Origin of the sequence: Nocardioides sp. ChNu-99, assembly GCF_029493445.1 — a bacterium.
GTDB lineage: Bacteria > Actinomycetota > Actinomycetes > Propionibacteriales > Nocardioidaceae > Nocardioides.
The window spans coordinates 40,004-59,934 of the sequence record NZ_JAHWBL010000022.1; the positions used below are offsets into that span (position 1 = coordinate 40,004).

Below are 19,931 nucleotides of genomic sequence, written 5' to 3' on the forward strand. Positions count from 1 at the left end.
CCGACGAGGAGGCAGCGGGTGGAGCGGCTGGAGCGCGACGCCCACGGCATCGCCCACGTCCACGCGGACACCCTCGCGGGGCTGGCCCGGCTGCACGGCGCCGCCACCGCGCAGGACCGCACGTGGCAGCTGGAGCTCGTCCGCCGCCGCGCGACCGGCACCGTCGCCGCCCTCGTCGGCCCGGCGGGCGTCGCCTGGGACACCCTCGTGCGGCGCGCCGACCTGCCCGCCCTCGCCCGCCGCGCGTACGACGACCTCGACGCCCCGACGCGCGACTTCCTCGCGGCCTACGCCGCCGGCGTGAGCTCCGGGCTGCGCGACGACACCCCCGAGCTGGTCGCCCTCGACGCCGCCCCGGTCGCCTGGGAGCCCTGGACGCCGGTCGCCGCCCTCCTCGGGCACAACCTCCTCTTCGGCAGCTTCCCGCAGAAGCTGTGGCGGCAGCGGGTCGTGGACGCGCTGGGCGAGGCCGGAGCCCGGCTGCTGTCCGCCGAGGGCGTCGCCACCTCCGGCAGCAACGCGTGGGCCGTCGGCGGGGCACGCACGGCGTCGGGCCTCCCCCTCGTCGGCGGCGACCCCCACCGCGTCATCGAGGCCCCGGGCGTCTACCAGCAGGTGCGGCTCGTGCTGGCCGGCGACCCGAGCGGTGGCGGCGGCTTCGACGTCGCCGGGTTCGCGTTCGTCGGCGTCCCCGGGGTGCAGCACTTCGCGCACGCCGGCCCGGTCGCGTGGGCCATCACCAACGCGATGGCCGACACCGAGGACCTGTACGCCGAGCGGCTGCGGCGCCGCGGGCGGCACGTCGAGGCCCTCGGCCCGGACGGCTGGGAGCCGGCCGGGGTACGGCGGGAGCAGGTCGAGGTCCGCGGTGCCGACCCGGTGGAGGTCGACGTGGTGACGACCCCCCGCGGCGTCGTCGTCTACGAGGAGGCCGCCACCCCCGACGCCGACGGCTCGACGACGAGCAGCGCCACGAGCCTGCGGACCGCCCCGTGGGTCGCCGGCCGGTGCGGGCTGGACGCCCTCCTGCCGCTGCTGCGGGCCCGCACCGTCGACGACGTCGACCGCGCCCTCGACCGCTGGGTGCTGCCCGTCAACAACGTCGTCGTCGCCGACGACCGCGGCGCCGTGCGCTACCGCGTGGCCGGCCTCGTGCCCCGGCGCCCGGACGCGCACCGCCGGGGCGTGGTGCCCGCCGAGCGCGTCGGACCCGACGGCGGGTGGGACGGCTGGCTGGCCGACCTCCCCCGGCACGACGTGCCGCCCGACGGGCAGGTGGTGACCGCGAACGAGCGCCGCGGGGCGGAGAGCGAGCCGATCGGGGCGTCGTTCGCGCCGCCGTACCGGGCCCGGCGCATCGCCCGGCTGCTCGACGGGCGCACGGGGCTCGAGGCCGACGACTTCGCGGCGATCCACCGCGACACCCTGCTGCTGAGCGCCGCCCGCACGCAGGCCCTGCTGGCCGCGCTCCCCGAGCCCGGGCCGGCCGGGGCGCCCGTGCGCGAGGCCGTCCTGGCGTGGGACGGGCACGCCGAAGCGGGGTCGGGCGGCGCCGCCGCCTTCGCCGCCTGGCGCTCCGCCCTCGTGCGGCTCCTCGTCGCAGAGCCGGCCTTCGACGCGCTGCGCGACCCCACGACGTACGGCGGGGAGCTCGCGCCGTACCAGTCGCTCACCGCCCGCCTCGCCCTCGCGCTCGACGCCCTCCTCGAGGCCGAGCGGCCCTTCGGCGTCGACGTCGCGGCGCTGGCCGTGCGGGCGTTCGAGGACGCCGCCGGCCACCCGGCGACGTGGGGCGAGAGCCACGTGCTCGACCCCGCGCACGGCTTCGAGCTGCTCGGCGTCGACCTCGCCACGCACCCGGTGCCGCTGGTGACACCCCGCGTGGCGCTCTCCGGGGACGGCGACACGGTGCGTTGCACGGGGTCGCTGCCCGGCACCACCGACGCCAGCTGGCGGGGGTCGGTGGCCCGCTACGTGTGGGACCTCGCCGATCGCGGTCGCGGCGGGTGGGTCGTGCCGCTCGGCGCGTCCGGGCACCCCGGGGCCCACTCCCACGACCAGCTCGACGCCTGGGTGCGGGGCGACCTGCTGCCCTGCCCCACCGACCGTCCTGCCACCGACCGTCCCGAGGAGGACGCATGACCGCTCCCCTGCCCGAGCCCCCGTCCCCCGCCCGCCCGGTGCTCCACGAGCGACGCGCTCCCGGCCTGGGCCACCTCACGCTCGCCGAGCTCGACCCCGCCACCGAGGCCGGGATCGTGCACGCCTGGACCCGTGAGGAGCGCGCCCGCTTCTGGATGATGGGCGACAAGTCGCCGGACGAGGTCCGCGACATCTACACGTGGATCGACTCCCAGCCCACGCACGCGGCGTACCTCGTGCGCCTCGACGGCGAGCCCACCGCCCTCTTCCAGACCTACGACCCGCGGGCGGAGGAGGTCGGGGAGCTGTACGACGTGCAGCCCGGCGACGTGGGCGTGCACCTCATGACGGGGCCCCTCACCACCCCCCGGCCGGGGTTCACGCCGCAGGTGGTGGCGCTCGTGCTCGGGGCCTGCTTCGCCGACCCGGCGACCACGCGCGTGGTGGCCGAGCCCGACGCCCGCAACGCGAAGGTGCAGGCCCGGCTCGACGCGATGGGCGTGGCCCGGGGCCCCGAGGTTCGGCTCAGCACGAAGCCGGCCGTGCTGCGGTTCCTCGACCGCGCGACGTACGACGCCCTCGTCGCCACCCTCGGCTGAACGGCCGGAGCCCCCGACGCGCGAGGCGTCGGGGGCTCCGGACGGTGGGGTGAGTAACGGGACTTGAACCCGCGGCCCCCTGGACCACAACCAGGTGCTCTACCAGCTGAGCTATACCCACCACGACCACGCGCACGGCTTGCACCGCGACGGGCCGGGAAGAAGTGTAGCGGCACTCAGGCGGTGCTCTGACCACCCGGGTCGGCGACCGGGGCGTGGAGGCCCGTGAGCGATCCGCCGTGGCGCTTCGCGATCTCCTGGGCCTGGGCCGACGTGGGCCCGGGCGAGGGCACGAACACGGCCTCGCGGTAGTAGCGGAGCTCCTCGATGCTCTCCTGGATGTCGGCCAGCGCCCGGTGGTTCCCCCGCTTCGTCGGCGCCTGGTAGTACGCCCGCGGGAACCAGCGGCGCGACAGCTCCTTGATCGAGGAGACGTCGACGATGCGGTAGTGGAGGAACCCCTCGAGCTGCGGCATGTCGCGGGCCAGGAAGGACCGGTCGGTGGCGACCGTGTTGCCGGCGAGCGGGGGGCGGCTGCCGTCGGGGCAGTGCTGGCGCACGTAGGCGAGGACCGCCGCCTCCGCCTCGGCGAGCGGGAGGCCGCCGTCGAGCTGCTCCAGCAGACCCGACTTGCCGTGCATGTCGCGCACGAAGTCGCCCATCTGCTCGAGCGCCTCCGCCGGGGGCTTGACGATGATGTCGACACCCTCCCCGAGCACGTTGAGCTCGAAGTCGGTGACGAGAGCCGCCACCTCGATGAGGGCGTCGGCCCCCAGGTCGAGGCCGGTCATCTCGCAGTCGATCCACACCAGTCGGTCCGTCACGTCGGCCCACCCTACCGATGCGGCACCGGGCCCGCGTCCGGCCGGACGTCGACGCCCGCGTCCCGCCCGGCGCCGACGGCTCAGGATGGGTTCAGGGAACGTGCCTAGGGTGGTGCGTCGCCACCCCCGACACCGAGCGAGACGAGGACGACGACGATGGCCAAGCCGGCGAGCAGGTCGACGGAGAGCGCGGCGTCGCGCGCGGCGAAGGCAGCCGCCGCCCGCCGCGAGGCGCAGCGCAAGGAGCGCCTGCGGGAGATCGGCATCGTGGTCGCCGTCGTGGGCGTGGTCGCCGCGATCATCCTCGCCGTGGTGCTGCTCACCGGCGGTGACGACGGCGAGGGTGACGCGACCGCCCCGGGGGTCGGCAGCTCCTCGAGCTCCTCGGGCACGTCCACCGCGACCGACGGCGCCGCACCCGGCGCGGGTGACGGCACGAGCTCGCTCACCGGCGAGGTGACCGACGACTACGGCATCGCGTTCGGCGACCCCGACGCCGAGCACCGGGTCGTCATCTACGAGGACTTCCTCTGCCCCTTCTGCGGCCAGCTCGAGCGCGAGACCACCGACGACCTCACCCAGCTCGTCGACTCCGGCCAGGTGGTCGTGGAGTACCGCGCGTTCAACCTGCTGAGCCGCATCGGCGACTACTCCGAGCGGGCCGCGAACGCCTTCGCCGTCGTGATGGACACCGCCGGACCCGACGCCGCCAAGGCCTTCCACGACCTGCTCTTCGCCAACCAGCCCGCCGAGAGCGGCGCCCTGCCCGACGACGACTGGCTCGTCGACATGGCCGTCGCCGCGGGCGCGGACGAGGAGGCCGTGCGGAGCCCGATCGAGTCCCTGGCGTACGGCGACTGGGTCGCCGAGGCCACGGACGCGGCCAGCGACAACGGCGTGCAGGGCACGCCCACCGTCCGCGTCGACGGCGAGGACGTGGGCGGCGCCACCGTCAGCGAGCTCGGGGACGCGATCTTCGAGGCCGTCGGCGGTCGCCCCTGACCGCCCTGCACGACGCACCCGGCGCCCGGTCGACCCCCGCGGTCGGCCGGGCGTCGGCGTCTGGACGGGGAGGGCTCAGGCCGGGGCGGCGTCGGTGACGTCGGCGACCGTGGCGTCGAGCGCGGCGAGCATCGCCTCGGCGTCGACCGTGAGACCCACGCCGTGCTCGCCGCCGCCGAGCGAGACCGCACCGCCGCGGACGCGCTCGTCCGCGACGACCGGCCAGGGTCCGTGGGGGCCGGGGCGGGCCCCGAACGGCGTGATGGTGCCGCGCTCGTAGCCCGTCGCGGCCAGCGCCTCGTCGGCCGGGGGCATCGACAGCCGCGTGACGCCGAGCAGCGCGCGCAGGCGTGGCCAGGCGATCACGCGGTCGCCGGGCACCAGCACGAGGAGGTGGTCGTCCTCGCCCCGGCGCACGACCATCGTCTTGACGAGCCGGTCGGGGCTCACGCCGCGGGCGGCGGCCGCCTCGGCCAGCGACCGGACGGGGCCGTGACGGGTCACCGTCACCTCCAGCCCGAGCGCCGCGGCGGCCGCGACGGCCCGCTCCGCGCTCACCCCGGGAACCCGGCGACGCCGTCGCCGCCACCGGGCGCCCAGCCCAGGGCCGGCCCCAGGGAGCCCGCGAGGTCGGTGAGCACCTGGACCTGGTCGTCGAAGGAGAACGTGAACGGCAGCGTCACGACGACCTCGTCGACCGCCTGGAACCCGGCGTGCGCGCGCAGCGCCGTGACGAGCTCGTCGGTGGTGGCGACGAGGTCGGGCGCGAACAGCATCCGCGCCGGGCCCTGCGGCTCCCGGGTGCGGGGCAGGCGGGACGCGGCGTACTCGGTGTAGCGGCGCCGCTGCTCGGGCGTCGCGCTGTCGGTCGGGATGATCACGAGGCCCTGCGAGACGCGCGCCCGCCCACCGTCCGGGTGCGCCGCGCGGAACGCGTCGACCTGGGCGCGCTGCACGCGGGCGAAGTCGGTGTCCTCGCCCTCGGCGCGCACGACGCTGCTGGTCAGGAACCCCAGGCCCTGCTCCCCCGCCCACGTCGCCGAGCGGAGCGAGCCCCCGCCGTACCAGACGCGCTCGGCGAGGCCGGGCACGTGCGGCTGCACCCGCTCGGAGAACTCCTCGATGCCTTGGCGGCCGCTGAAGGTGCTGGCGGGCTCGCCGCGCAGCAGGCGCAGGAGCCGCAGCACCCGCTCGTAGGTGAAGTCCTCGACGTCGGCCGAGTCGGGGTAGAGCGCGTCGCGCACGTGCTCCCACTGCAGCGGCGGCCCGACGCTCACGCCCGGCTGCAGCCGCCCGCCCGACAACACGTCGACGGTGGCCAGGTCCTCCGCGAGGCGCAGCGGGTTCTCCCAGCCGAGCGGGGTCACGGCCGTGCCCAGCGCGATGCGGCTCGTGCGCTGCGTCGCCGCCGCGAGGAAGGTGAGCGGGGAGGAGATGCCGTGCTGCAGGTGCCGGTGGCGCACGTGGGCGCTGTCGAACCCGAGCTCCTCCCCCACCTCGACGAGACGCAGGGTGGCCTCGTGCCCCGGGCGGGGGTCGGCGGGGTCGAAGAGCCCGATGGTCAGGAAGCCCAGGCGGCGCAGCGGACGCTGCGCGTCATCGCCGCCCGCCCCGGCCACGTGTCAGCGCACCGCGTCGAGGGCGGCGAACTCGTCGTCGCTCAGCTCGATGCCCGCCGCGGCGACGTTGGACTCGAGGTGGTCGACGCTCTTGGTGCCCGGGATCGGCAGCACGGCCGGGGAGCGGCGCAGCAGCCAGGCCAGCGCGAGCTGGGCCGGCTCGGCGCCGTGCTCGGTCGCGGCCTGCGCGAGCGGGCCGTCCTGCTTCGACAGCTCGCCGGTCGCCAGGGGGAACCACGGGATGAACCCGATGCCCTCGGCCTCGCAGTAGTCCAGGAGCGGCTCCGCGTCCCGCGTCGTCAGGTTGAACAGGTTCTGCACGGTCGCGATGTCGGTGACCGCCCGCGCCTCCTCCACCTGCGCGATGGAGACCTCGGAGAGCCCGACGTGGCGCACCTTGCCCTCGTCGCGCAGCTTCGCGAGCTCGCCGACCTGGTCCTCGAGCGGGTACGCCGGGTCCACCCGGTGCAGCTGGAAGAGGTCGATGGCCTCGACGCCGAGGCGGCGCAGGCTCAGCTCGCACTGCTGGCGCAGGTACGACGGGTGGCCCAGCGGCACCCACACGTCCGGCCCCGTGCGCAGCAGCCCCGCCTTGGTGGCGATCACGACGTCGTCGGCGTTCGCCTGGGCGGGCTTCGCGTCAGTCACGCCGACCACCCTGCCACCGCGGTCAAGGCACGTCACGCGTCCCCGGCGACCTCGTCCCGCAGCTCGACCACGCCCTGCTCGGCGAGGTCGGCGAGGGCGGTGCGCGTGCCGGCCAGCGCGTCCCCGTCCGGCGGGGCGCCGAAGCGCTCGACCAGCCCTGCCGCGACGGTGGCGACGGGCACCCAGCCGTCGTCGCCGACGAGCTCGACGAGCACACCGGCCAGCGGGGAGAGGACGAGGACGGTCGCGTCCACCATCACGGCGGTCTCGTCGTGGCCGGCGTCGCCGGTGCCGGGGTAGACGTCGCGCACCCGCCCGGTACGGCGGACCCGCCCGCTCACCGCGCGCCCTCCCCGCACCAGGCGTCGAGCAACGGCTCGAGCGTCGCCGCCTCGCGGTAGCGCACGCGGCGCAGGCCCCCCGCCCGCTCGACCACCGCGGCGAGGCGGTGCAGCGGGCGCGGCGTGCGGGCGAGGGAGGAGGTCTGCCCGGCCAGCTCGGCCAGCGCGCGCACCACCGGGACCTCCTCGACCTCGGGCACCTCGGGGCCGTCGGGGTGCCGCTCGAGGACGGCGAGGGCCCCCACGACCGGCGCGACCGGTGGCCGGGCGAGGCCGAGCGCGTCGGGCGCCACCTGCTCCTTGAGCGCGGCGCCCGGTGCGGGGATCACCGACAGCGGCTTGGGGTAGGCCAGCACACGGCCATCGGCGTCCACCCCGGCGGTCTCGTCGCTGAGGTAGCCCCACCGGGCGCCCAGCGTGCGCGTCGTCGTCGTCTTGCCGGTGCCCGACGGCGCGACGAGGACGGCGACGCGCCCCGTGGTCGGGTGCGCCAGCGCGCAGGCGTGCAGCAGCACCAGCTCCCCCGCGCGGGCCTCGAGCAGCCGCAGGGTCACCGCCGGCGAGAGGTGGTGCAGCAGCGTCGGCAGGTCGGTGGCCGCCGTCGCGCCCCGCCCCCGCGCCGCCGCGACCACCTCGTCGCGCGGGTCGAGCACGACCTCCAGCGCGGGACCGTCACCGGCCCCGACGGGTGGGACGAGGCAGCGCGCCCACGCCTCGCCGACGGCGGCGTGCAGCGCGTCGGCGTGCCGGCCGCGCAGCCGCAGCCCGAGCCTCGTGCCGAGCCCGGCGACCACCACGTCGTGGCCCGGGCCCTGCCCGGGCACGCCCCCGGCTGGCACGATCACCGCGTGGACCTCGACGACGGCACGGTGCTCGCGCGCAACCCGACGACCGTGTCGGCGCGCATCGAGGAGACGGTGGTGCTGCTGGACGAGCAGCGCGAGCACGTCGAGCTCGAGGGCGTCGGTGTCACCGTCTGGGAGGCGCTGGCCGCGCCCACCACCGTCGGCGCGCTCGTCGGGCTGCTCGCGCAGGAGTACGACGCGGAGCCCGCCACCGTGCGCCGCGACGTCGTGCCGTTCCTCGGCGAGCTCGTGCGTCGCGGCGTCGTGCGGGCGGGCTGAGCGCGCCTCACGCCGCTCCACCTGCGCGGAGGACCCGCCGTACCAGCGCCGCCACCGGCGGCACCGTGGCCGCCAGCTGGTCGGCGACGGCCGCGTGGACGGCGGCGTCGCGGCCCATCGGGTCCGGTACGTCGAGGTCCTGCTGCGCCACCGCGACCCGGCGCCCGGACAGCGAGCGCACGACCCGCCGTACGCCGTCCGCGGGGGCCGGCTCGTCCACCTCGGCCTCCAGGGCGGCGAGCTCGCGCAGGGTGAAGGCGCGGTGGAGGACGGCAGGCGCGGTCGCGACGGCGGCCGTGCGCACGTCCCGCGTCGCCGTCAGCACGAGGTCGGAGGCCCCCAGCAGCTCCGTGGTGGCCCGCCGGGAGCGGAAGCCCGCCGGGTCACCGCCCAGCCGCGCCAGCTCGGCGGCGGCGAGCGCGTGCATCTCCCACCCGTCCTGCGCCCCCACCCCGACGCTGCCGAGGGTCACGGCACCGCAGGCGACCTCGGGGGCCAGGTCGCGGGCCAGGAGGCGCTCGGCGAGGGGGGAGCGGCAGATGTTGCCGACGCAGGCGACGAGGATGTGCACGGCGCCACGCTCCCACGACACTCCCCGTTCTGCTGCGGAAGCGCGGTGCAGCAGTGGACCATCGTCCGGTGGTGCCGCCGGGCCGCGCCACGGACACGGAAGGTCATGGATGTCACTCGCCGACTACCTGCTCGCGCTGCGCAACCACTGGGTGGGAGCGGTCGCCCTCAGCCTCGTCGGGCTGTGCGCGGCGCTGGCCTGGTCGCTGAGCCAGCCGGCGGTCTACGCCGCCGACGCCAACGGGTTCGTCACGACGGGCGCCGGGGCCGGGACCGACGACAACGTCGCGCTCGGCTCGGTGGGTGACGCGCTGTCGAAGTCGCGGGCGAAGTCGTACGTCGACGTGGCGACGAGCCGCGCGACGGCGCAGCGGGTCATCGACGAGCTGGACCTCGACGCCTCCCCCAGCGGCCTCATCGGCCAGATCGAGGTGGAGCAGCCGGTCGACACGGTGCTGCTGAAGATCACCGCCCGGGCCTCCTCCCCCGAGCTGGCCCAGGGCCTGGCCGACGCGTGGGTCACCGCGCTGGCCGCCGAGGTGGCGGAGATCGAGAACCCCGACGCCGTCCCGGACGCCCAGGTGCCCCAGGTGCGCTCCATCGAGTCGGCGGCGCTGCCGTCGGCGCCGATCTCGCCGCGGCCGCTGCGCGACGGCGCGCTCGGGCTGCTGGTGGGGATCCTCCTCGGCGTCGCGTACGCCGCGCTGCGCTCGCAGCTCGACCGGCGCCTGCGCACGACGCAGGAGGTGGAACGGAAGTTCGGCGTCTCGGTCGTCGGCGCCGTGCCCGCCACCCGGGGCCTCGAGCACGAGCGCGGCGAGCCGGCCGAGCTGGCCGTCGCCGCGAGCGACGAGACCGCGTCCTTCGCCGCCGCGGAGGCGTTCCGCAAGCTGCGCACCAACCTGTCCTACATGGACATCGACGACCCGCCGCGCACCATCGTCGTCACCAGCTCGCAGCCCTCCGACGGCAAGTCGACGGTGTCGACGAACCTGGCGGCGGCCGTCGCGGCCTCCGGCCAGCCCGTGATCCTCGTCGACGCCGACCTGCGCCGCCCCGTCGTGGCCGCGACCCTCGGCCTGGTGGAGGGCGCCGGGCTCACCGACGTGCTCATCGGCCGCGTCGAGCTCGACGACGTGCTGCAGGAGCACCCCCAGGTGCCCGGCCTCTTCGTGCTCGCCGCCGGCGGCACGCCGCCCAACCCGAGCGAGATGCTCGGCTCCCGGACGATGCGGACGCTGCTCGAGCAGATGGCTCGCGAGCACATGGTGGTGCTCGACGCGCCGCCCCTGCTGCCCGTGACCGACGCCGCGGTGCTGACGACGATCGCGGACGGCGCGCTCGTCGTCGTGTCCCACGGCCGCACGCTCGACGGGGAGCTCGAGAGCTCGCTGGCGAACCTGGCGGCGGTCAAGGGTCGGGTGCTGGGCGTGGTGTTCAACCGCGTGCCGCGGCGCAACGCGGCCGGGGGCTACTACGGGACCTACTACTACCAGCAGGACGACGCCGCGGGAGGGCGTCGCCGACGCCACGGTCGCGGCCGTCAGGGCCGGCGCCGGCGTCCCGAGTAGGCCGGCAGGCGGTCCGCGGGTCCGCAGTGCGCCCGGTCCGGCGTCAGAGGCCCGGCGTCAGAGGTAGAGGCCGGTGGCGGAGTCGCCGTACCGGGTCGCGGCGACCGCGTGCACGTCGCGCTCGCGCAGCACGACGTACGTCTCCCCGTGCACCTCGACCTCGGCGCGGTCCTCCGGGTCGAAGAGCACCCGGTCCTCGGGCTCGACGGAGCGCACCTGCGGGCCGACGCCCACGACGCGCGACCAGGCCAGGCGACGCGCGCCCATGGCGGCCGTCGCGGGGATCACGATGCCGCCCGACGAGCGGCGCTCCCCGGCCTCGCGGTCGAGCTCCACGAGCAGCCGGTCGTGGAGCATCTTCACGGGGACGCCGTCCCCGGCCCCCACACCCGTGAGGGCGCCGCTCACGACGTGATCTTGCGGACGACCACGATGAACGTGACGAAGCCCGCGACGCCGCCGGCGACCTTGAGGATGTTGTCCGTGCGCGGGGCGCCGGTCTCGGCGTCCACGAAGTAGCCCTTGACGCTGGCCACCTCCCGGCGCGCGATCGTCTTCGGGCTGGTGCGGTAGAGCAGCTGGTCGATGGTCGTCGCGAGACGCTCGCGCGTCTGCTCGATCTCGTTCTCGAGCGAGCCGAGGTCGTTGCTCACGTGCACACCCCTTGGGGACAGAAGGACGGTCGGGGCGCAACGTTACCCGTCCCGCGGCGGCTGCGGCCGACGGGCGCGGGGCGGGAGCGCTCGACTAGGTTGGGCGTCCCCGCCGGTTCCCTCGAGAGGTTGCGTTCCCGATGACCCAGACCCGTCTCGCCGTGGGCGACGTCGCCCCGGACTTCACCCTGACCAGCGACACGGGCGACGAGGTCACGCTGTCCTCGCTGCGCGGGCGGAAGGTCGTCGTCTACTTCTACCCGGCCGCAATGACGCCCGGGTGCACGACGCAGGCGTGCGACTTCAGCGACTCCCTCGACGCGCTGCGCGCGGAGGGCTACGAGGTGCTCGGCGTCTCCCCCGACGCCCCGGAGAAGCTCGCGAGGTTCCGCGAGCGCGACCACCTCACCATCACGCTGCTCTCCGACCCCGACAAGGGCGTCCTCACGCAGTGGGGCGCCTTCGGCGAGAAGAAGAACTACGGCAAGGTCGTCCAGGGCGTCATCCGCTCCACGGTCGTGGTCGACGAGGAGGGTCGCGTCGCGCACGCGGCGTACAACGTGCGGGCCACCGGCCACGTCGCCAAGCTCCGCCGCGACCTGGGGCTGGTCTCCGCCTCCTGAGGCGCTCCGGCGAGCCCTAGACTCCCCGCTGCCCGGCCGGAGTGGTGGAACTGGCAGACACGCAGGTCTTAGGAACCTGTGCCCTCGGGCGTGCGGGTTCGAGTCCCGCCTCCGGCACCCCCCCGAGACCTCGGGCCCTCAAGCCCTCAGGCCCTCAGGCGAGGAGCGCCGCGATCTGCGGCGCGATCTCCCGCATGGCCTTGCCGCGGTGGGAGATGGCGTCCTTCTCCTCGCGGTCGAGCTCGGCGGTGGTGAGGCCGGGACGGTCGTCGGCGACGAAGAGCACGTCGTACCCGAACCCGCCCTCGCCGCGGACCTCCCGCGCGACGCGGCCGTCCATGCGGCCCTCGACGACGAGCTCGCCGCCGGGGTGGACGAACGCGACGGCGCAGGCGAAGTGGCCGGTACGACGCTCGTCCGGCACGTCGGCCAGCTGGGCGAGCAGCAGCTCGTTGTTGCGCGCGTCGCTCTTGGGCGGCCCGGACCAGCGGGCCGACAGCACGCCGGGCATGCCGTTGAGGGCGTCCACGCAGATGCCCGAGTCGTCGGCGACGCTCGGCAGGCCGGTGGCGGCCAGGCCGGCCCGGGCCTTCAGCAGCGCGTTGCCCTCGAAGGTCGGCTGGTCCTCGACCGGCTCGTCGTAGGGCTCGACGTCGTCGAGGCCGAGCACGCGCACGCCCGGCAGGTGCGCGGCGAGGATGCGCTCCATCTCGGCGAGCTTGCCGCGGTTGCGGGAGGCGAGGAAGACGGCGGGGACGCTCACGACGACAGCGCCTCCGTCTGCAGGCGGGTCAGCTCGGCGCAGCCCGACTCGGCGAGCCCGAGGAGCGCGTCGAGCTCCGAGCGCACGAACGGGGCGCCCTCGGCGGTGCCCTGCACCTCCACGAAGGCGCCGGTGCCGGTCATCACGACGTTCATGTCGGTCTCGGCCCGCACGTCCTCGACGTAGGGCAGGTCGAGGCGCGGGACGCCGTCGATGATCCCGACGGAGACGGCGGCGACCGAGCCCGTCAGGGGCTCGCCCTTCAGGGCGCCGCTCGAGCGGAGGTGCGCGACGGCGTCGGCGAGCGCGACGTACGCGCCCGTGATGGCCGCCGTGCGGGTGCCGCCGTCGGCCTGCAGCACGTCGCAGTCGAGCTGGATCGTGTTCTCCCCCAGCGCCTGGTAGTCGACGACCGCGCGCAGGGAGCGGCCGATGAGGCGGGAGATCTCGTGGGTGCGCCCGCCGATGCGGCCCTTCACGGACTCGCGGTCCGACCGGGTGTGGGTGGAGCCGGGGAGCATCGCGTACTCGGCCGTCACCCAGCCCAGGCCCGAGCCCTTGCGCCAGCGCGGCACGCCCTCCGACGCCGACGCGACGCACAGCACCTTGGTGCGGCCGAACTCGACGAGCACCGAGCCCGCGGCGTGGTCGAGCCAGTTGCGGGTGATCCGCACCGGGCGCAGCTCGTCGTCGGCACGGCCGTCGGGGCGCGGGGTCGGGGTCGCTGCGGCGGGGGTGGTCATGACGACGAGCGTAGGCGGAGCGGGCGCCGACCGCCGACGCGGCCTCGCGCCGTACCCTGGTGCGCGTGCCCCGCCCGTCCACCCCTGCCGAGCCGCGCCCGTCGCGGCGCCAGATCGGGCTCACCGCGGCCGGCGTGGTGCTCGTCGCGGTCGTCCTGCTCCTCGACGTGAACGAGGGCTTCGCGGGGCGCCGGACCGTGGGCATCGTGCTGGCCATCGCCGGGGCCGGGCTCGTCGCCGGTGTCACCTACTCGTTCTGGGGCGCGGCGCCCGTGCGCACCGTCCGGATGCACGCCGCGCTCCTGGCCGCGATGGTCGGCGGGGCGACCGTGACGGCCGCGGCGACGTCGGCCGCCGAGGACGACGCCACGACCGTGTTCGCCAACGAGGTGCTCGGCGCGATCGGCCTCGCCGGCCTCGCCGTCGCCGTCGCCGGGCTGCTCGCCCAGGCCCGGGCGGCCGGGGTGCCGCCGGCGCCGGGCGCACCCGCACGAGGAAGAGGGACCACCCGATGATCGAGCTGCTCACCCCCCGCCAGGTCGACGAGATGCGCCCCGCGGGCCGGTTCGTCGCCGAGGTGCTGACCCGCCTCGTCGAGGTCGCCGACGTCGGGGTCAACCTCCTCGAGCTCGACGCCCTGGCCCACGACATGATCCGCGAGCGCGGCGCGGAGAGCTGCTACGTCGACTACGCGCCCTCGTTCGGCCGCGGCCCGTTCGGCAAGGTGCTGTGCACCTCGGTGAACGACGCCGTGCTGCACGGCCTGCCGCACGACTACGCGCTGGCCGACGGCGACCTCGTCAGCTTCGACTTCGCCGTCTCCGTCGACGGCTGGGTGTGCGACTCGGCGGTCAGCACGATCGTTGGCACACCGCGCGAGGAGGACCAGCGCCTCATCCGCACGACCGAGGAGGCGCTCGCCGCCGCCATCGAGGTCGCGCGCCCGGGCAACCGGATCGGCGACATCGGCCACGCCGTCGGCGAGGTGGCCCGCGCCGCCGGCTACCCCGTCAACCTCCAGTTCGGCGGCCACGGCGTCGGTCGCACCATGCACGGCGAGCCGCACGTGCCCAACGACGGGCGTCCCGGCCGCGGCTTCAAGCTGCGCCCCGGCCTGGTCATCGCCATCGAGCCGTGGTTCCTCGCGACGACCGACGAGATCAAGATGGCCGACGACGGCTGGACGATCCTGTCCCAGGACGGCTCACGCGGGGCCCACAGCGAGCACACCATCGCCATCACCCACGGCGACCCCGTCGTGATGACCGCCCGCGACTGAGCGGCGCCGCACGACGGGACGCACCACGGGGCGCACGACGGGCCGCAGCGTGCGGGCCTCCGCCCACGCGGCCCGCGCCGCCCACGGTCCGAGGTCGCGCGCCCGCCGGCCGACCCACGGCGCCCCCTCGGTGACCATCCACGCCAGGTCGGTGCGCCAGCTCGGCACGTACGTGCCGTCCGGCTCCGCCGCGGGCGGTACGACGGGCACCCCCGCCGCCGCCAGCTCCTCGGCGAACGCCCGGGCCAGGGCGCGGTGCCCGCGCTCGGAGGGGTGGAGCCGGTCCACCGACCAGCAGTCGCGGCGTCGTACGTCGACGCAGCTCGCGAGGTCGACCCGCAGCCCGCCGAAGCGGGCGTGCACCTCGTCGTAGACGTCGTTGACGACCTCGATGCGGCGCAGCATCGGGCGCCGCAGCAGCTGCGGGAGGCCCAGCACCTCGCCGTGGTCGTGGAAGCGCACCGTCAGCAGCACCGCCCCGTCGGCGGTCAGCCGCTCGGCGGCCCCCAGGAGGTCGGCGCGCAGCGCGGTGGGGTCCCACGACGAGCGCATCGTGTCGTTGAGGCCGACCACCAGCGAGACGAGGTCGGGGCGGTGGTCGACGGCGTCGTCGAGCTGGCGCTCCACGACGTCCCGGGCGGTCGCGCCGGAGACGGCGAGGTTGCAGAACGACACGTCGTACGACGTCTCCAGGGCCCGCGCGAGCAGCACGGCCCAGCCGCGCCAGGTGCCGTCGCGCCCGGTGGCCCCGGCGCCGAGGCCGCCGGGGTTGCCGGGCACGGGATCACCCACGCCCACCGTCGTGCTGTCGCCGACGGCGGCGAAGCGGAGGTAGCTGCGGACCCGGCTCGTCGCACCCTGGACGGTCACGGAAGACGAGCGTGGCGGCGCAGCCGGAACGCTGCGCCGCCACGCGGGTGACAGGTCGGGCAGGACTCGGTGAACACTCCCCCGCGGCCTCCACGAAGGCCCGCCCGACCGGTCAGGCCGAGGTCACTTGACCTCGGCGCGCAGCACCCGGGTGATGCCGAGCACCAGGGGCAGCACGAACCAGATCGCGCCCGAGACCAGCAGGTGGCCCCACTCGACGCCGCCGAAGCCGTTGGCCAGCGGAGCCTGGGCGGACACGAAGTCGACCCACGGCACGACGTCCGCGAACCAGTCGAAGTAGAACCCCGCCAGGTTGAGCAGGCCGGGGATCACGGTGAAGTAGGCGAAGAACACGACGATCGCCGCCGGCGTGTTGAGCAGCAGCGTGCCCAGCGCGAAGCCGACGAGGAGGCCGAGCACCTGGGCGACGGTGAACGCGGCGATGCCCTCGAGGTTGGGGTCCCAGTCGACGTCGGCGCCGAGGAGCGCGGCGAAGCCCGACATGACGGCACCGATGACGACCGCGACGGCGATGGAGAGCACGGCGGCGACGACGGCGGCGACGAGCTTGGCGGCCACGACCCGCTCGCGGTGGGGCTCGAGCGTGAACGTCGTCATGTTCGTGCGCTGCGACCACTCGCTGGTGACGGCCAGGATGGCGAGCACCGGGAGGAGGAAGCCGGTGACCCCGCCGGCGACGCTGGTGAAGTCGAAGAAGGCGACGGCGCCGTCGCGCTCGGCCCACGCGAAGATCGCGCTGCCCAGGAGGATGAGCGCGGCCATGACGATGAGGAGCCAGCGTCCCGAACGGGTGTCGACCAGCTTGCGCAGCTCGACGGAGACGAGGCGGACGAACGGGGTCCGCGGGGTGCTCGCGACGTCGAACGTCGCGGGGCGGTGGGTGGCGGTGCTCATGCCGGGACTCCTTCGGTCTTCGACTCGCGCTGCGTGTCGGCGGTCAGCTGGAGGAAGAGGTCCTCGAGACCGGCGCCGTCGGCGGCCCGCAGCTCGAGGAGGGCGACACCGGTCTCGAGCGAGGTCTCGCCGATGACCTGCGGTTCGGCGTCGACGACGATGCCGAGGCCCTTGCCGTCGGGGCGCACGGTGACGCCCTTGGCCTGCAGCGCGGGCGCGAGGCGGGCGTCGTCGACCGAGCGCACGAACGCGCCGGTCGAGGTCAGCAGCTCGGCCTTCGTGCCCGACGCGACGATCCGGCCGTGGCCGATGACGAGCATCGTGTCGGCGATCTGCTCGACCTCGTGGAGCAGGTGGCTGGACAGGAGGACGGCGCCGCCGCGCTCGGCGTACCCGCGGAGCAGGCCGCGCATCCACCGGATGCCCGCCGGGTCGAGGCCGTTGGCGGGCTCGTCGAGGATGAGGACCTGCGGGTCGCCCAGCAGGGCGTGCGCGATGCCGAGGCGCTGACGCATGCCCAGGGAGTAGTTGCGGATCCGGCGCTTCGACTCGGCGTCGGTGAGGCTGACGAGCTCGAGCATCTCGTCGACGCGCGAGGCGGGCAGGCCCATCGTCTTCGCGCCCAGGGTGAGGACCTCGCGACCCGTGCGACCCGCGTGCTGGGCGGACGCGTCGAGGAGGATGCCGACGTGGCGGCCGGGGTTGGGGATCTGGCGGTAGTCGTGCCCGCCGATCGTCGCGACGCCCCGGTCGGCACGGGTGAGCCCGGCCAGGATGCGCATGGTGGTCGTCTTGCCGGCACCGTTCGGCCCGAGGAATCCCGTGACCTCACCGGGTCGCGCCACGAAGCTGACGTCGTCCACGGCGGTGAACCCGCCGTAGACCTTCGTGAGTCCTTCGACTGTGATCATGCGGCCACCCTGCCGCGCCGCGCTCCGCCACGGCATCCGCCGCGGGGCCACCGCGCGCCGACCAAAGTAGGGGTCGGCCGGGACGCGGGGCCGGGGCGGCGGGCACCCGCCGCGTCCTAACCTGGGGCCCGTGCCGCCCCCCGACGACTTCCAGCCGCGCCTCGGCGCGTGGGGGCACGCCTGGCGGGCGCTGCTGGCGCTGCTGATCAGCGCCCTCCTCGCGGTCGAGACCTACCCCGTGCTGTGGGACGACCACCGGTGGTGGATCGCCGGCGACCTCGCCCTCGGCCTGGTGGCCCTCGTGGCGGTGCACTGGCGCCGGCGGTGGCCGCTCGGCGTCGCGCTCGGCACCATCGCGCTCGCCACCGTCTCGACCGCCGCGGCGGGCCCGTCGCTGCTGGCCCTCGTCTCCCTGGCCACGCGGCGCGTGTACTGGCAGGTGGTCGTGGCCGGCCTGGCGAGCGTCGTGTCGGCCGAGGTGTTCTACCGGGTCGTGCCCAGCTCGAACCAGGACCCGGCGTGGGTCACGTTCACCGCCAACGTCGCGGCCGTGCTGGCCCTCCTCGCCTGGGGCATGTTCATCGGCTCGCGCCGCGAGCTGCTGTGGACGCTGCGGCAGCGGGCCGAGCGCGCGGAGAGCGAGCAGGAGCTGCGCACCGGCAAGGCCCGTGCGGAGGAGCGCGCCAGGATCGCCCGCGAGATGCACGACGTGCTCGCCCACCGCATCAGCCAGGTCTCGATGCACGCCGGCGCCCTGTCGTTCCGCACCGACCTCGACGCCGACGCGCTGCGCGCCGGCATCGGGGAGGTGCAGCAGCAGGCCAACCTGGCCCTCGACGACCTGCGCGGCGTGCTGGGGGTGCTGCGCGACCCCCTGACCGGCGAGGCGACGCACCGCCCCCAACCGACGTACGACGACCTCGGCCCCCTCGTCGCGGCCTCGACCGCCGCGGGGGCCCGGGTGGAGCTGGTCGACGAGCTGCCGTCGGCGCCGCCGGTCGCCGTCGGGCGCACGCTCTACCGCCTCGTGCAGGAGGGCATCACGAACGCCCACAAGCACGCCCCCGGCGCGCTGCTCACCATCGAGGTCACCGGTGCCCCCGACGACGGCGTCGAGGTGCGGATGCGCAACCCGTTCGGCTTCGGCACCCCGAGCGCCCCCGGCGCGGGGCTCGGCCTCGTGGGTCTCACCGAGCGCGTGGAGCTCGCGGGCGGGCACCTGGTGCACGGCCGGGAGGGGGGCGCCTTCCTCGTCCACGCATGGCTACCGTGGTCGCCGTGACCTCACCCGTCCGTGTGCTCGTCGTCGACGACGACCCGCTCGTCCGCTCCGCCCTCGGCCTCATGCTGGGCGGCCGACCCGACGTCGAGGTGGTGGGCGAGGCCCGCGACGGCCGCGAGGGCACGTCGATGGCGGCCTCGCTGCGGCCCGACGTGATCCTCATGGACATCCGAATGCCCGAGGTCGACGGCCTCGAGGCGACGACCGCGATCCACTCGCGGCCCGACCCGCCGCGCGTCATCGTGCTGACGACCTTCGACGCCGACGACTACGTGCTCGGCGCGCTCGCGGCCGGCGCGGACGGCTTCCTGCTGAAGGACACTCCCCCGGCCGACATCCTGGCCGCCATCCGCCGGGTGGCCGACGGGGAGCCCATGCTGTCGCCGTCGGTCACGCAGACGCTGATCCGCCGCGTGCGGCAGCACACCGACCCCCGGGTCGCCGACGCCGAGCGCCGCCTCGCGACGCTCACCGACCGCGAGCGCGAGGTCGCCGTCGCCGTCGGCCGCGGCCTGTCGAACGCCGACATCGCCGCCGAGCTCTACCTGTCGGTGCCGACCGTCAAGGCCCACGTCTCGCGCCTCTTCGACAAGCTCGGCGCCACCAACCGCGTCCAGATCGCCATCTGCGTCCACGACGCCGGCCTGGTCTGAGCACGGCCCGCCGCGCCGTGCCGGTGGATGAGGTGGGCGCGCTGCCGGTGGATGAGGTGGGCGCGCCAGCGCCACCGGTGGTCGAGGTGGGCGCGCAGTGCCGGTGGTTGAGGTAAGCGCGCGCTGCCTCGGTGGTTGAGGTGGGCGCGCTAGCGCCCCTCGAAACCACAGCCGTCGAGCTGCGCGCCGCCCCGGTGGTTGAGGTGCGCGCGCCAGCGCCCCTCCAAACCACAGGCGTCGAACTGCGCGCCGCCCCGGTGGTTGAGGTGCGCGCGCCAGCGCCCCTCCAAACCACGGGCTTCGAGCTGCGCGCCGCCACCGATGGTTGAGGTGGGCGCGCGCTGCACCGGTGGTTGAGGTGGGCGCGCTAGCGCCCCTCGAAACGACTGCGTCATCCACAGGCCCCGGACCCACGGCGTCGACCCGACATGCACCGGGAAGACCCCGCCCATGCCCTGGGCCTACCTCCTCGAGTGCAGTGATGGCAGCTACTACGCCGGCAGCACGGTCGACCTCGAACGGCGACTGACGGAGCACCAGGACGGCGTGGGCGCCGCCTACACGCGTCGCCGGCGCCCCGTGCGCCTCGCGTGGTCCGGGGAGTTCGACCGGATCGACGAGGCGTTCGCGTTCGAGAAGCGCATCCAGGGATGGGGCCGGGCGAAGCGTCGAGTGTCGCGTGCCGGGTTCAGTGGAGGCTCTGAACTGACGCGCTGACGGTAGTCGGCGCGGTGTTGTGCCGGTAGTAGTCCTCCTCGAACTCGACCGGTGGGACGAGCCCGATCTCGCCGTGCAGGCG

General features: G+C 75.4%; 26 protein-coding genes and 2 tRNA genes. 12 read left to right on the forward strand and 16 right to left on the reverse strand.

The genetic code is table 11. The features are described from left to right. The first annotated feature begins 18 nt into the window (after nucleotides 1-18). Nucleotides 19-2,142, forward strand: coding sequence for a penicillin acylase family protein (locus KK617_RS09460; RefSeq protein WP_277499715.1), 2,124 nt, complete (start codon nucleotides 19-21; stop codon nucleotides 2,140-2,142). Next, nucleotides 2,139-2,741 (forward strand): GNAT family N-acetyltransferase, encoded by a 603-nt coding sequence (locus tag KK617_RS09465; protein ID WP_277499719.1) that lies wholly within the window; start codon nucleotides 2,139-2,141, stop codon nucleotides 2,739-2,741. The genes KK617_RS09460 and KK617_RS09465 overlap by 4 nt, the downstream gene beginning before the upstream one ends. A gap of 45 nt (nucleotides 2,742-2,786) precedes the next feature. Here KK617_RS09465 and KK617_RS09470 read toward each other — a convergent pair. Together KK617_RS09470 and orn are read right to left on the reverse strand one after the other, a co-directional pair. Further along, nucleotides 2,787-2,862 (reverse strand) — tRNA-His (locus tag KK617_RS09470). Nucleotides 2,863-2,917: 55 nt separating this feature from the next. Next, nucleotides 2,918-3,565 (reverse strand): oligoribonuclease, encoded by a 648-nt coding sequence (orn, locus tag KK617_RS09475; RefSeq protein WP_277499721.1) that lies wholly within the window; start codon nucleotides 3,563-3,565, stop codon nucleotides 2,918-2,920. Between the two features lie 156 nt (nucleotides 3,566-3,721). Between orn and KK617_RS09480 the strand changes: the two genes are divergently transcribed. Then, nucleotides 3,722-4,567, forward strand: coding sequence for a thioredoxin domain-containing protein (locus KK617_RS09480; RefSeq protein ID WP_277499723.1), 846 nt, complete (start codon nucleotides 3,722-3,724; stop codon nucleotides 4,565-4,567). Nucleotides 4,568-4,642: 75 nt separating this feature from the next. On the opposite strand, the gene KK617_RS09485 is transcribed toward KK617_RS09480, so the two are convergent. Genes KK617_RS09485 through KK617_RS09505 form a run of 5 tightly spaced genes read right to left on the reverse strand, consistent with a single transcriptional unit; the run spans nucleotide 4,643 to nucleotide 8,020 of the window. Then, nucleotides 4,643-5,125: a YbaK/EbsC family protein gene (locus tag KK617_RS09485; protein ID WP_277499725.1), complete on the reverse strand. Its 483-nt coding sequence runs from the start codon at nucleotides 5,123-5,125 to the stop codon at nucleotides 4,643-4,645. After that, nucleotides 5,122-6,186 (reverse strand): LLM class flavin-dependent oxidoreductase, encoded by a 1,065-nt coding sequence (locus tag KK617_RS09490; protein ID WP_277499727.1) that lies wholly within the window; start codon nucleotides 6,184-6,186, stop codon nucleotides 5,122-5,124. Before KK617_RS09490 ends, KK617_RS09485 begins: the two co-directional genes overlap by 4 nt. Nucleotides 6,187-6,189: 3 nt before the next feature. Then, nucleotides 6,190-6,834: an aldo/keto reductase gene (locus KK617_RS09495; protein ID WP_277499729.1), complete on the reverse strand. Its 645-nt coding sequence runs from the start codon at nucleotides 6,832-6,834 to the stop codon at nucleotides 6,190-6,192. 32 nt (nucleotides 6,835-6,866) lie between these two features. After that, entirely contained in the window at nucleotides 6,867-7,175 is a 309-nt protein-coding gene (locus KK617_RS09500; protein ID WP_277499731.1) for a hypothetical protein, read from the reverse strand. Then, a complete protein-coding gene (locus KK617_RS09505; protein ID WP_277499733.1) occupies nucleotides 7,172-8,020 on the reverse strand; it encodes a hypothetical protein in 849 nt (282 codons plus the stop codon). The genes KK617_RS09500 and KK617_RS09505 overlap by 4 nt, the downstream gene beginning before the upstream one ends. Before the next feature lie 3 nt (nucleotides 8,021-8,023). Here KK617_RS09505 and KK617_RS09510 point away from each other — a divergent pair, with 3 nt between their 5' ends. Then, entirely contained in the window at nucleotides 8,024-8,299 is a 276-nt protein-coding gene (locus KK617_RS09510) for a PqqD family protein (RefSeq protein WP_277499736.1), read from the forward strand. Between the two features lie 7 nt (nucleotides 8,300-8,306). On the opposite strand, the gene KK617_RS09515 is transcribed toward KK617_RS09510, so the two are convergent. Beyond that, nucleotides 8,307-8,870 carry a hypothetical protein gene (locus tag KK617_RS09515; RefSeq protein ID WP_277499738.1) on the reverse strand — a complete coding sequence of 188 codons (564 nt, stop codon included), beginning with the start codon at nucleotides 8,868-8,870 and terminating at the stop codon, nucleotides 8,307-8,309. A 109-nt stretch (nucleotides 8,871-8,979) separates the two neighbouring features. On the opposite strand from KK617_RS09515, the gene KK617_RS09520 reads away from it, so the two are divergent. Then, nucleotides 8,980-10,440 carry a polysaccharide biosynthesis tyrosine autokinase gene (locus KK617_RS09520; protein WP_277499741.1) on the forward strand — a complete coding sequence of 487 codons (1,461 nt, stop codon included), beginning with the start codon at nucleotides 8,980-8,982 and terminating at the stop codon, nucleotides 10,438-10,440. Between the two features lie 57 nt (nucleotides 10,441-10,497). On the opposite strand, the gene KK617_RS09525 is transcribed toward KK617_RS09520, so the two are convergent. Together KK617_RS09525 and KK617_RS09530 are read right to left on the reverse strand one after the other, a co-directional pair. Then, nucleotides 10,498-10,797 carry a co-chaperone GroES gene (locus KK617_RS09525; RefSeq protein WP_277499765.1) on the reverse strand — a complete coding sequence of 100 codons (300 nt, stop codon included), beginning with the start codon at nucleotides 10,795-10,797 and terminating at the stop codon, nucleotides 10,498-10,500. 47 nt (nucleotides 10,798-10,844) lie between these two features. Beyond that, a complete protein-coding gene (locus tag KK617_RS09530; protein ID WP_277499744.1) occupies nucleotides 10,845-11,093 on the reverse strand; it encodes a DUF3618 domain-containing protein in 249 nt (82 codons plus the stop codon). 140 nt (nucleotides 11,094-11,233) lie between these two features. Between KK617_RS09530 and bcp the strand changes: the two genes are divergently transcribed. Both bcp and KK617_RS09540 read left to right on the forward strand, forming a co-directional pair. Further along, complete coding sequence (gene bcp, locus KK617_RS09535; RefSeq protein WP_277499746.1) at nucleotides 11,234-11,716, forward strand: thioredoxin-dependent thiol peroxidase; 483 nt, start codon at nucleotides 11,234-11,236, stop codon at nucleotides 11,714-11,716. Nucleotides 11,717-11,751: 35 nt separating this feature from the next. Then, nucleotides 11,752-11,833, forward strand: a tRNA-Leu gene (locus KK617_RS09540). Nucleotides 11,834-11,870: 37 nt separating this feature from the next. Here KK617_RS09540 and rdgB read toward each other — a convergent pair. Continuing rightward, nucleotides 11,871-12,479 carry an RdgB/HAM1 family non-canonical purine NTP pyrophosphatase gene (gene rdgB, locus KK617_RS09545; RefSeq protein ID WP_277499750.1) on the reverse strand — a complete coding sequence of 203 codons (609 nt, stop codon included), beginning with the start codon at nucleotides 12,477-12,479 and terminating at the stop codon, nucleotides 11,871-11,873. After that, the gene (gene rph / locus KK617_RS09550; protein WP_277499752.1) at nucleotides 12,476-13,222 is read right to left on the reverse strand and encodes a ribonuclease PH; all 747 of its coding nucleotides are present in this window, start codon (nucleotides 13,220-13,222) and stop codon (nucleotides 12,476-12,478) included. Before rph ends, rdgB begins: the two co-directional genes overlap by 4 nt. A gap of 65 nt (nucleotides 13,223-13,287) precedes the next feature. Between rph and KK617_RS09555 the strand changes: the two genes are divergently transcribed. Together KK617_RS09555 and map are read left to right on the forward strand one after the other, a co-directional pair. Then, nucleotides 13,288-13,737: a hypothetical protein gene (locus tag KK617_RS09555; RefSeq protein ID WP_277499754.1), complete on the forward strand. Its 450-nt coding sequence runs from the start codon at nucleotides 13,288-13,290 to the stop codon at nucleotides 13,735-13,737. Beyond that, nucleotides 13,734-14,501: a type I methionyl aminopeptidase gene (gene map, locus KK617_RS09560; protein ID WP_277499756.1), complete on the forward strand. Its 768-nt coding sequence runs from the start codon at nucleotides 13,734-13,736 to the stop codon at nucleotides 14,499-14,501. Before KK617_RS09555 ends, map begins: the two co-directional genes overlap by 4 nt. Here the strand turns inward: map and KK617_RS09565 are convergent. The 3 genes from KK617_RS09565 to KK617_RS09575 all read right to left on the reverse strand — a co-directional run bounded on the left by KK617_RS09565 (nucleotide 14,427) and on the right by KK617_RS09575 (nucleotide 17,197). Next, nucleotides 14,427-15,371, reverse strand: coding sequence for an SGNH/GDSL hydrolase family protein (locus tag KK617_RS09565; RefSeq protein WP_277499757.1), 945 nt, complete (start codon nucleotides 15,369-15,371; stop codon nucleotides 14,427-14,429). The two genes, map and KK617_RS09565, sit on opposite strands and share 75 nt — an antisense overlap. Before the next feature lie 123 nt (nucleotides 15,372-15,494). After that, nucleotides 15,495-16,286 (reverse strand): ABC transporter permease subunit, encoded by a 792-nt coding sequence (locus tag KK617_RS09570; protein ID WP_277499758.1) that lies wholly within the window; start codon nucleotides 16,284-16,286, stop codon nucleotides 15,495-15,497. Then, nucleotides 16,283-17,197: an ATP-binding cassette domain-containing protein gene (locus tag KK617_RS09575; protein WP_277499759.1), complete on the reverse strand. Its 915-nt coding sequence runs from the start codon at nucleotides 17,195-17,197 to the stop codon at nucleotides 16,283-16,285. The genes KK617_RS09570 and KK617_RS09575 overlap by 4 nt, the downstream gene beginning before the upstream one ends. 130 nt (nucleotides 17,198-17,327) lie before the next feature. On the opposite strand from KK617_RS09575, the gene KK617_RS09580 reads away from it, so the two are divergent. Continuing rightward, a complete protein-coding gene (locus tag KK617_RS09580) occupies nucleotides 17,328-18,479 on the forward strand; it encodes a histidine kinase (protein ID WP_277499760.1) in 1,152 nt (383 codons plus the stop codon). Beyond that, nucleotides 18,458-19,132 carry a response regulator transcription factor gene (locus KK617_RS09585; RefSeq protein ID WP_277499761.1) on the forward strand — a complete coding sequence of 225 codons (675 nt, stop codon included), beginning with the start codon at nucleotides 18,458-18,460 and terminating at the stop codon, nucleotides 19,130-19,132. Before KK617_RS09580 ends, KK617_RS09585 begins: the two co-directional genes overlap by 22 nt. Nucleotides 19,133-19,281: 149 nt before the next feature. On the opposite strand, the gene KK617_RS09590 is transcribed toward KK617_RS09585, so the two are convergent. After that, a complete protein-coding gene (locus KK617_RS09590) occupies nucleotides 19,282-19,584 on the reverse strand; it encodes a hypothetical protein (RefSeq protein ID WP_277499762.1) in 303 nt (100 codons plus the stop codon). Between KK617_RS09590 and KK617_RS09595 the strand changes: the two genes are divergently transcribed. Further along, entirely contained in the window at nucleotides 19,583-19,849 is a 267-nt protein-coding gene (locus KK617_RS09595) for a GIY-YIG nuclease family protein (RefSeq protein ID WP_277499763.1), read from the forward strand. The genes KK617_RS09590 and KK617_RS09595 overlap by 2 nt on opposite strands. The last annotated feature ends 82 nt before the right edge of the window (nucleotides 19,850-19,931 follow it).

Bases quoted from the DNA above. Each gene is read 5' to 3' on its own strand.
- KK617_RS09465 (WP_277499719.1), top strand. From the start codon at position 2,139: ATGACCGCTCCCCTGCCCGAGCCCCCGTCCCCCGCCCGCCCGGTGCTC.
- KK617_RS09480 (WP_277499723.1), top strand. From the start codon at position 3,722: ATGGCCAAGCCGGCGAGCAGGTCGACGGAGAGCGCGGCGTCGCGCGCG.
- KK617_RS09520 (WP_277499741.1), top strand. From the start codon at position 8,980: ATGTCACTCGCCGACTACCTGCTCGCGCTGCGCAACCACTGGGTGGGA.
- KK617_RS09525 (WP_277499765.1), bottom strand. From the start codon at position 10,797: ATGCTCCACGACCGGCTGCTCGTGGAGCTCGACCGCGAGGCCGGGGAG.
- bcp (WP_277499746.1), top strand. From the start codon at position 11,234: ATGACCCAGACCCGTCTCGCCGTGGGCGACGTCGCCCCGGACTTCACC.
- rph (WP_277499752.1), bottom strand. From the start codon at position 13,222: ATGACCACCCCCGCCGCAGCGACCCCGACCCCGCGCCCCGACGGCCGT.
- map (WP_277499756.1), top strand. From the start codon at position 13,734: ATGATCGAGCTGCTCACCCCCCGCCAGGTCGACGAGATGCGCCCCGCG.
- KK617_RS09570 (WP_277499758.1), bottom strand. From the start codon at position 16,286: ATGAGCACCGCCACCCACCGCCCCGCGACGTTCGACGTCGCGAGCACC.
- KK617_RS09575 (WP_277499759.1), bottom strand. From the start codon at position 17,197: ATGATCACAGTCGAAGGACTCACGAAGGTCTACGGCGGGTTCACCGCC.
- KK617_RS09585 (WP_277499761.1), top strand. From the start codon at position 18,458: ATGGCTACCGTGGTCGCCGTGACCTCACCCGTCCGTGTGCTCGTCGTC.
- KK617_RS09595 (WP_277499763.1), top strand. From the start codon at position 19,583: ATGCCCTGGGCCTACCTCCTCGAGTGCAGTGATGGCAGCTACTACGCC.
- KK617_RS09590 (WP_277499762.1), bottom strand. From the start codon at position 19,584: ATGGGCGGGGTCTTCCCGGTGCATGTCGGGTCGACGCCGTGGGTCCGG.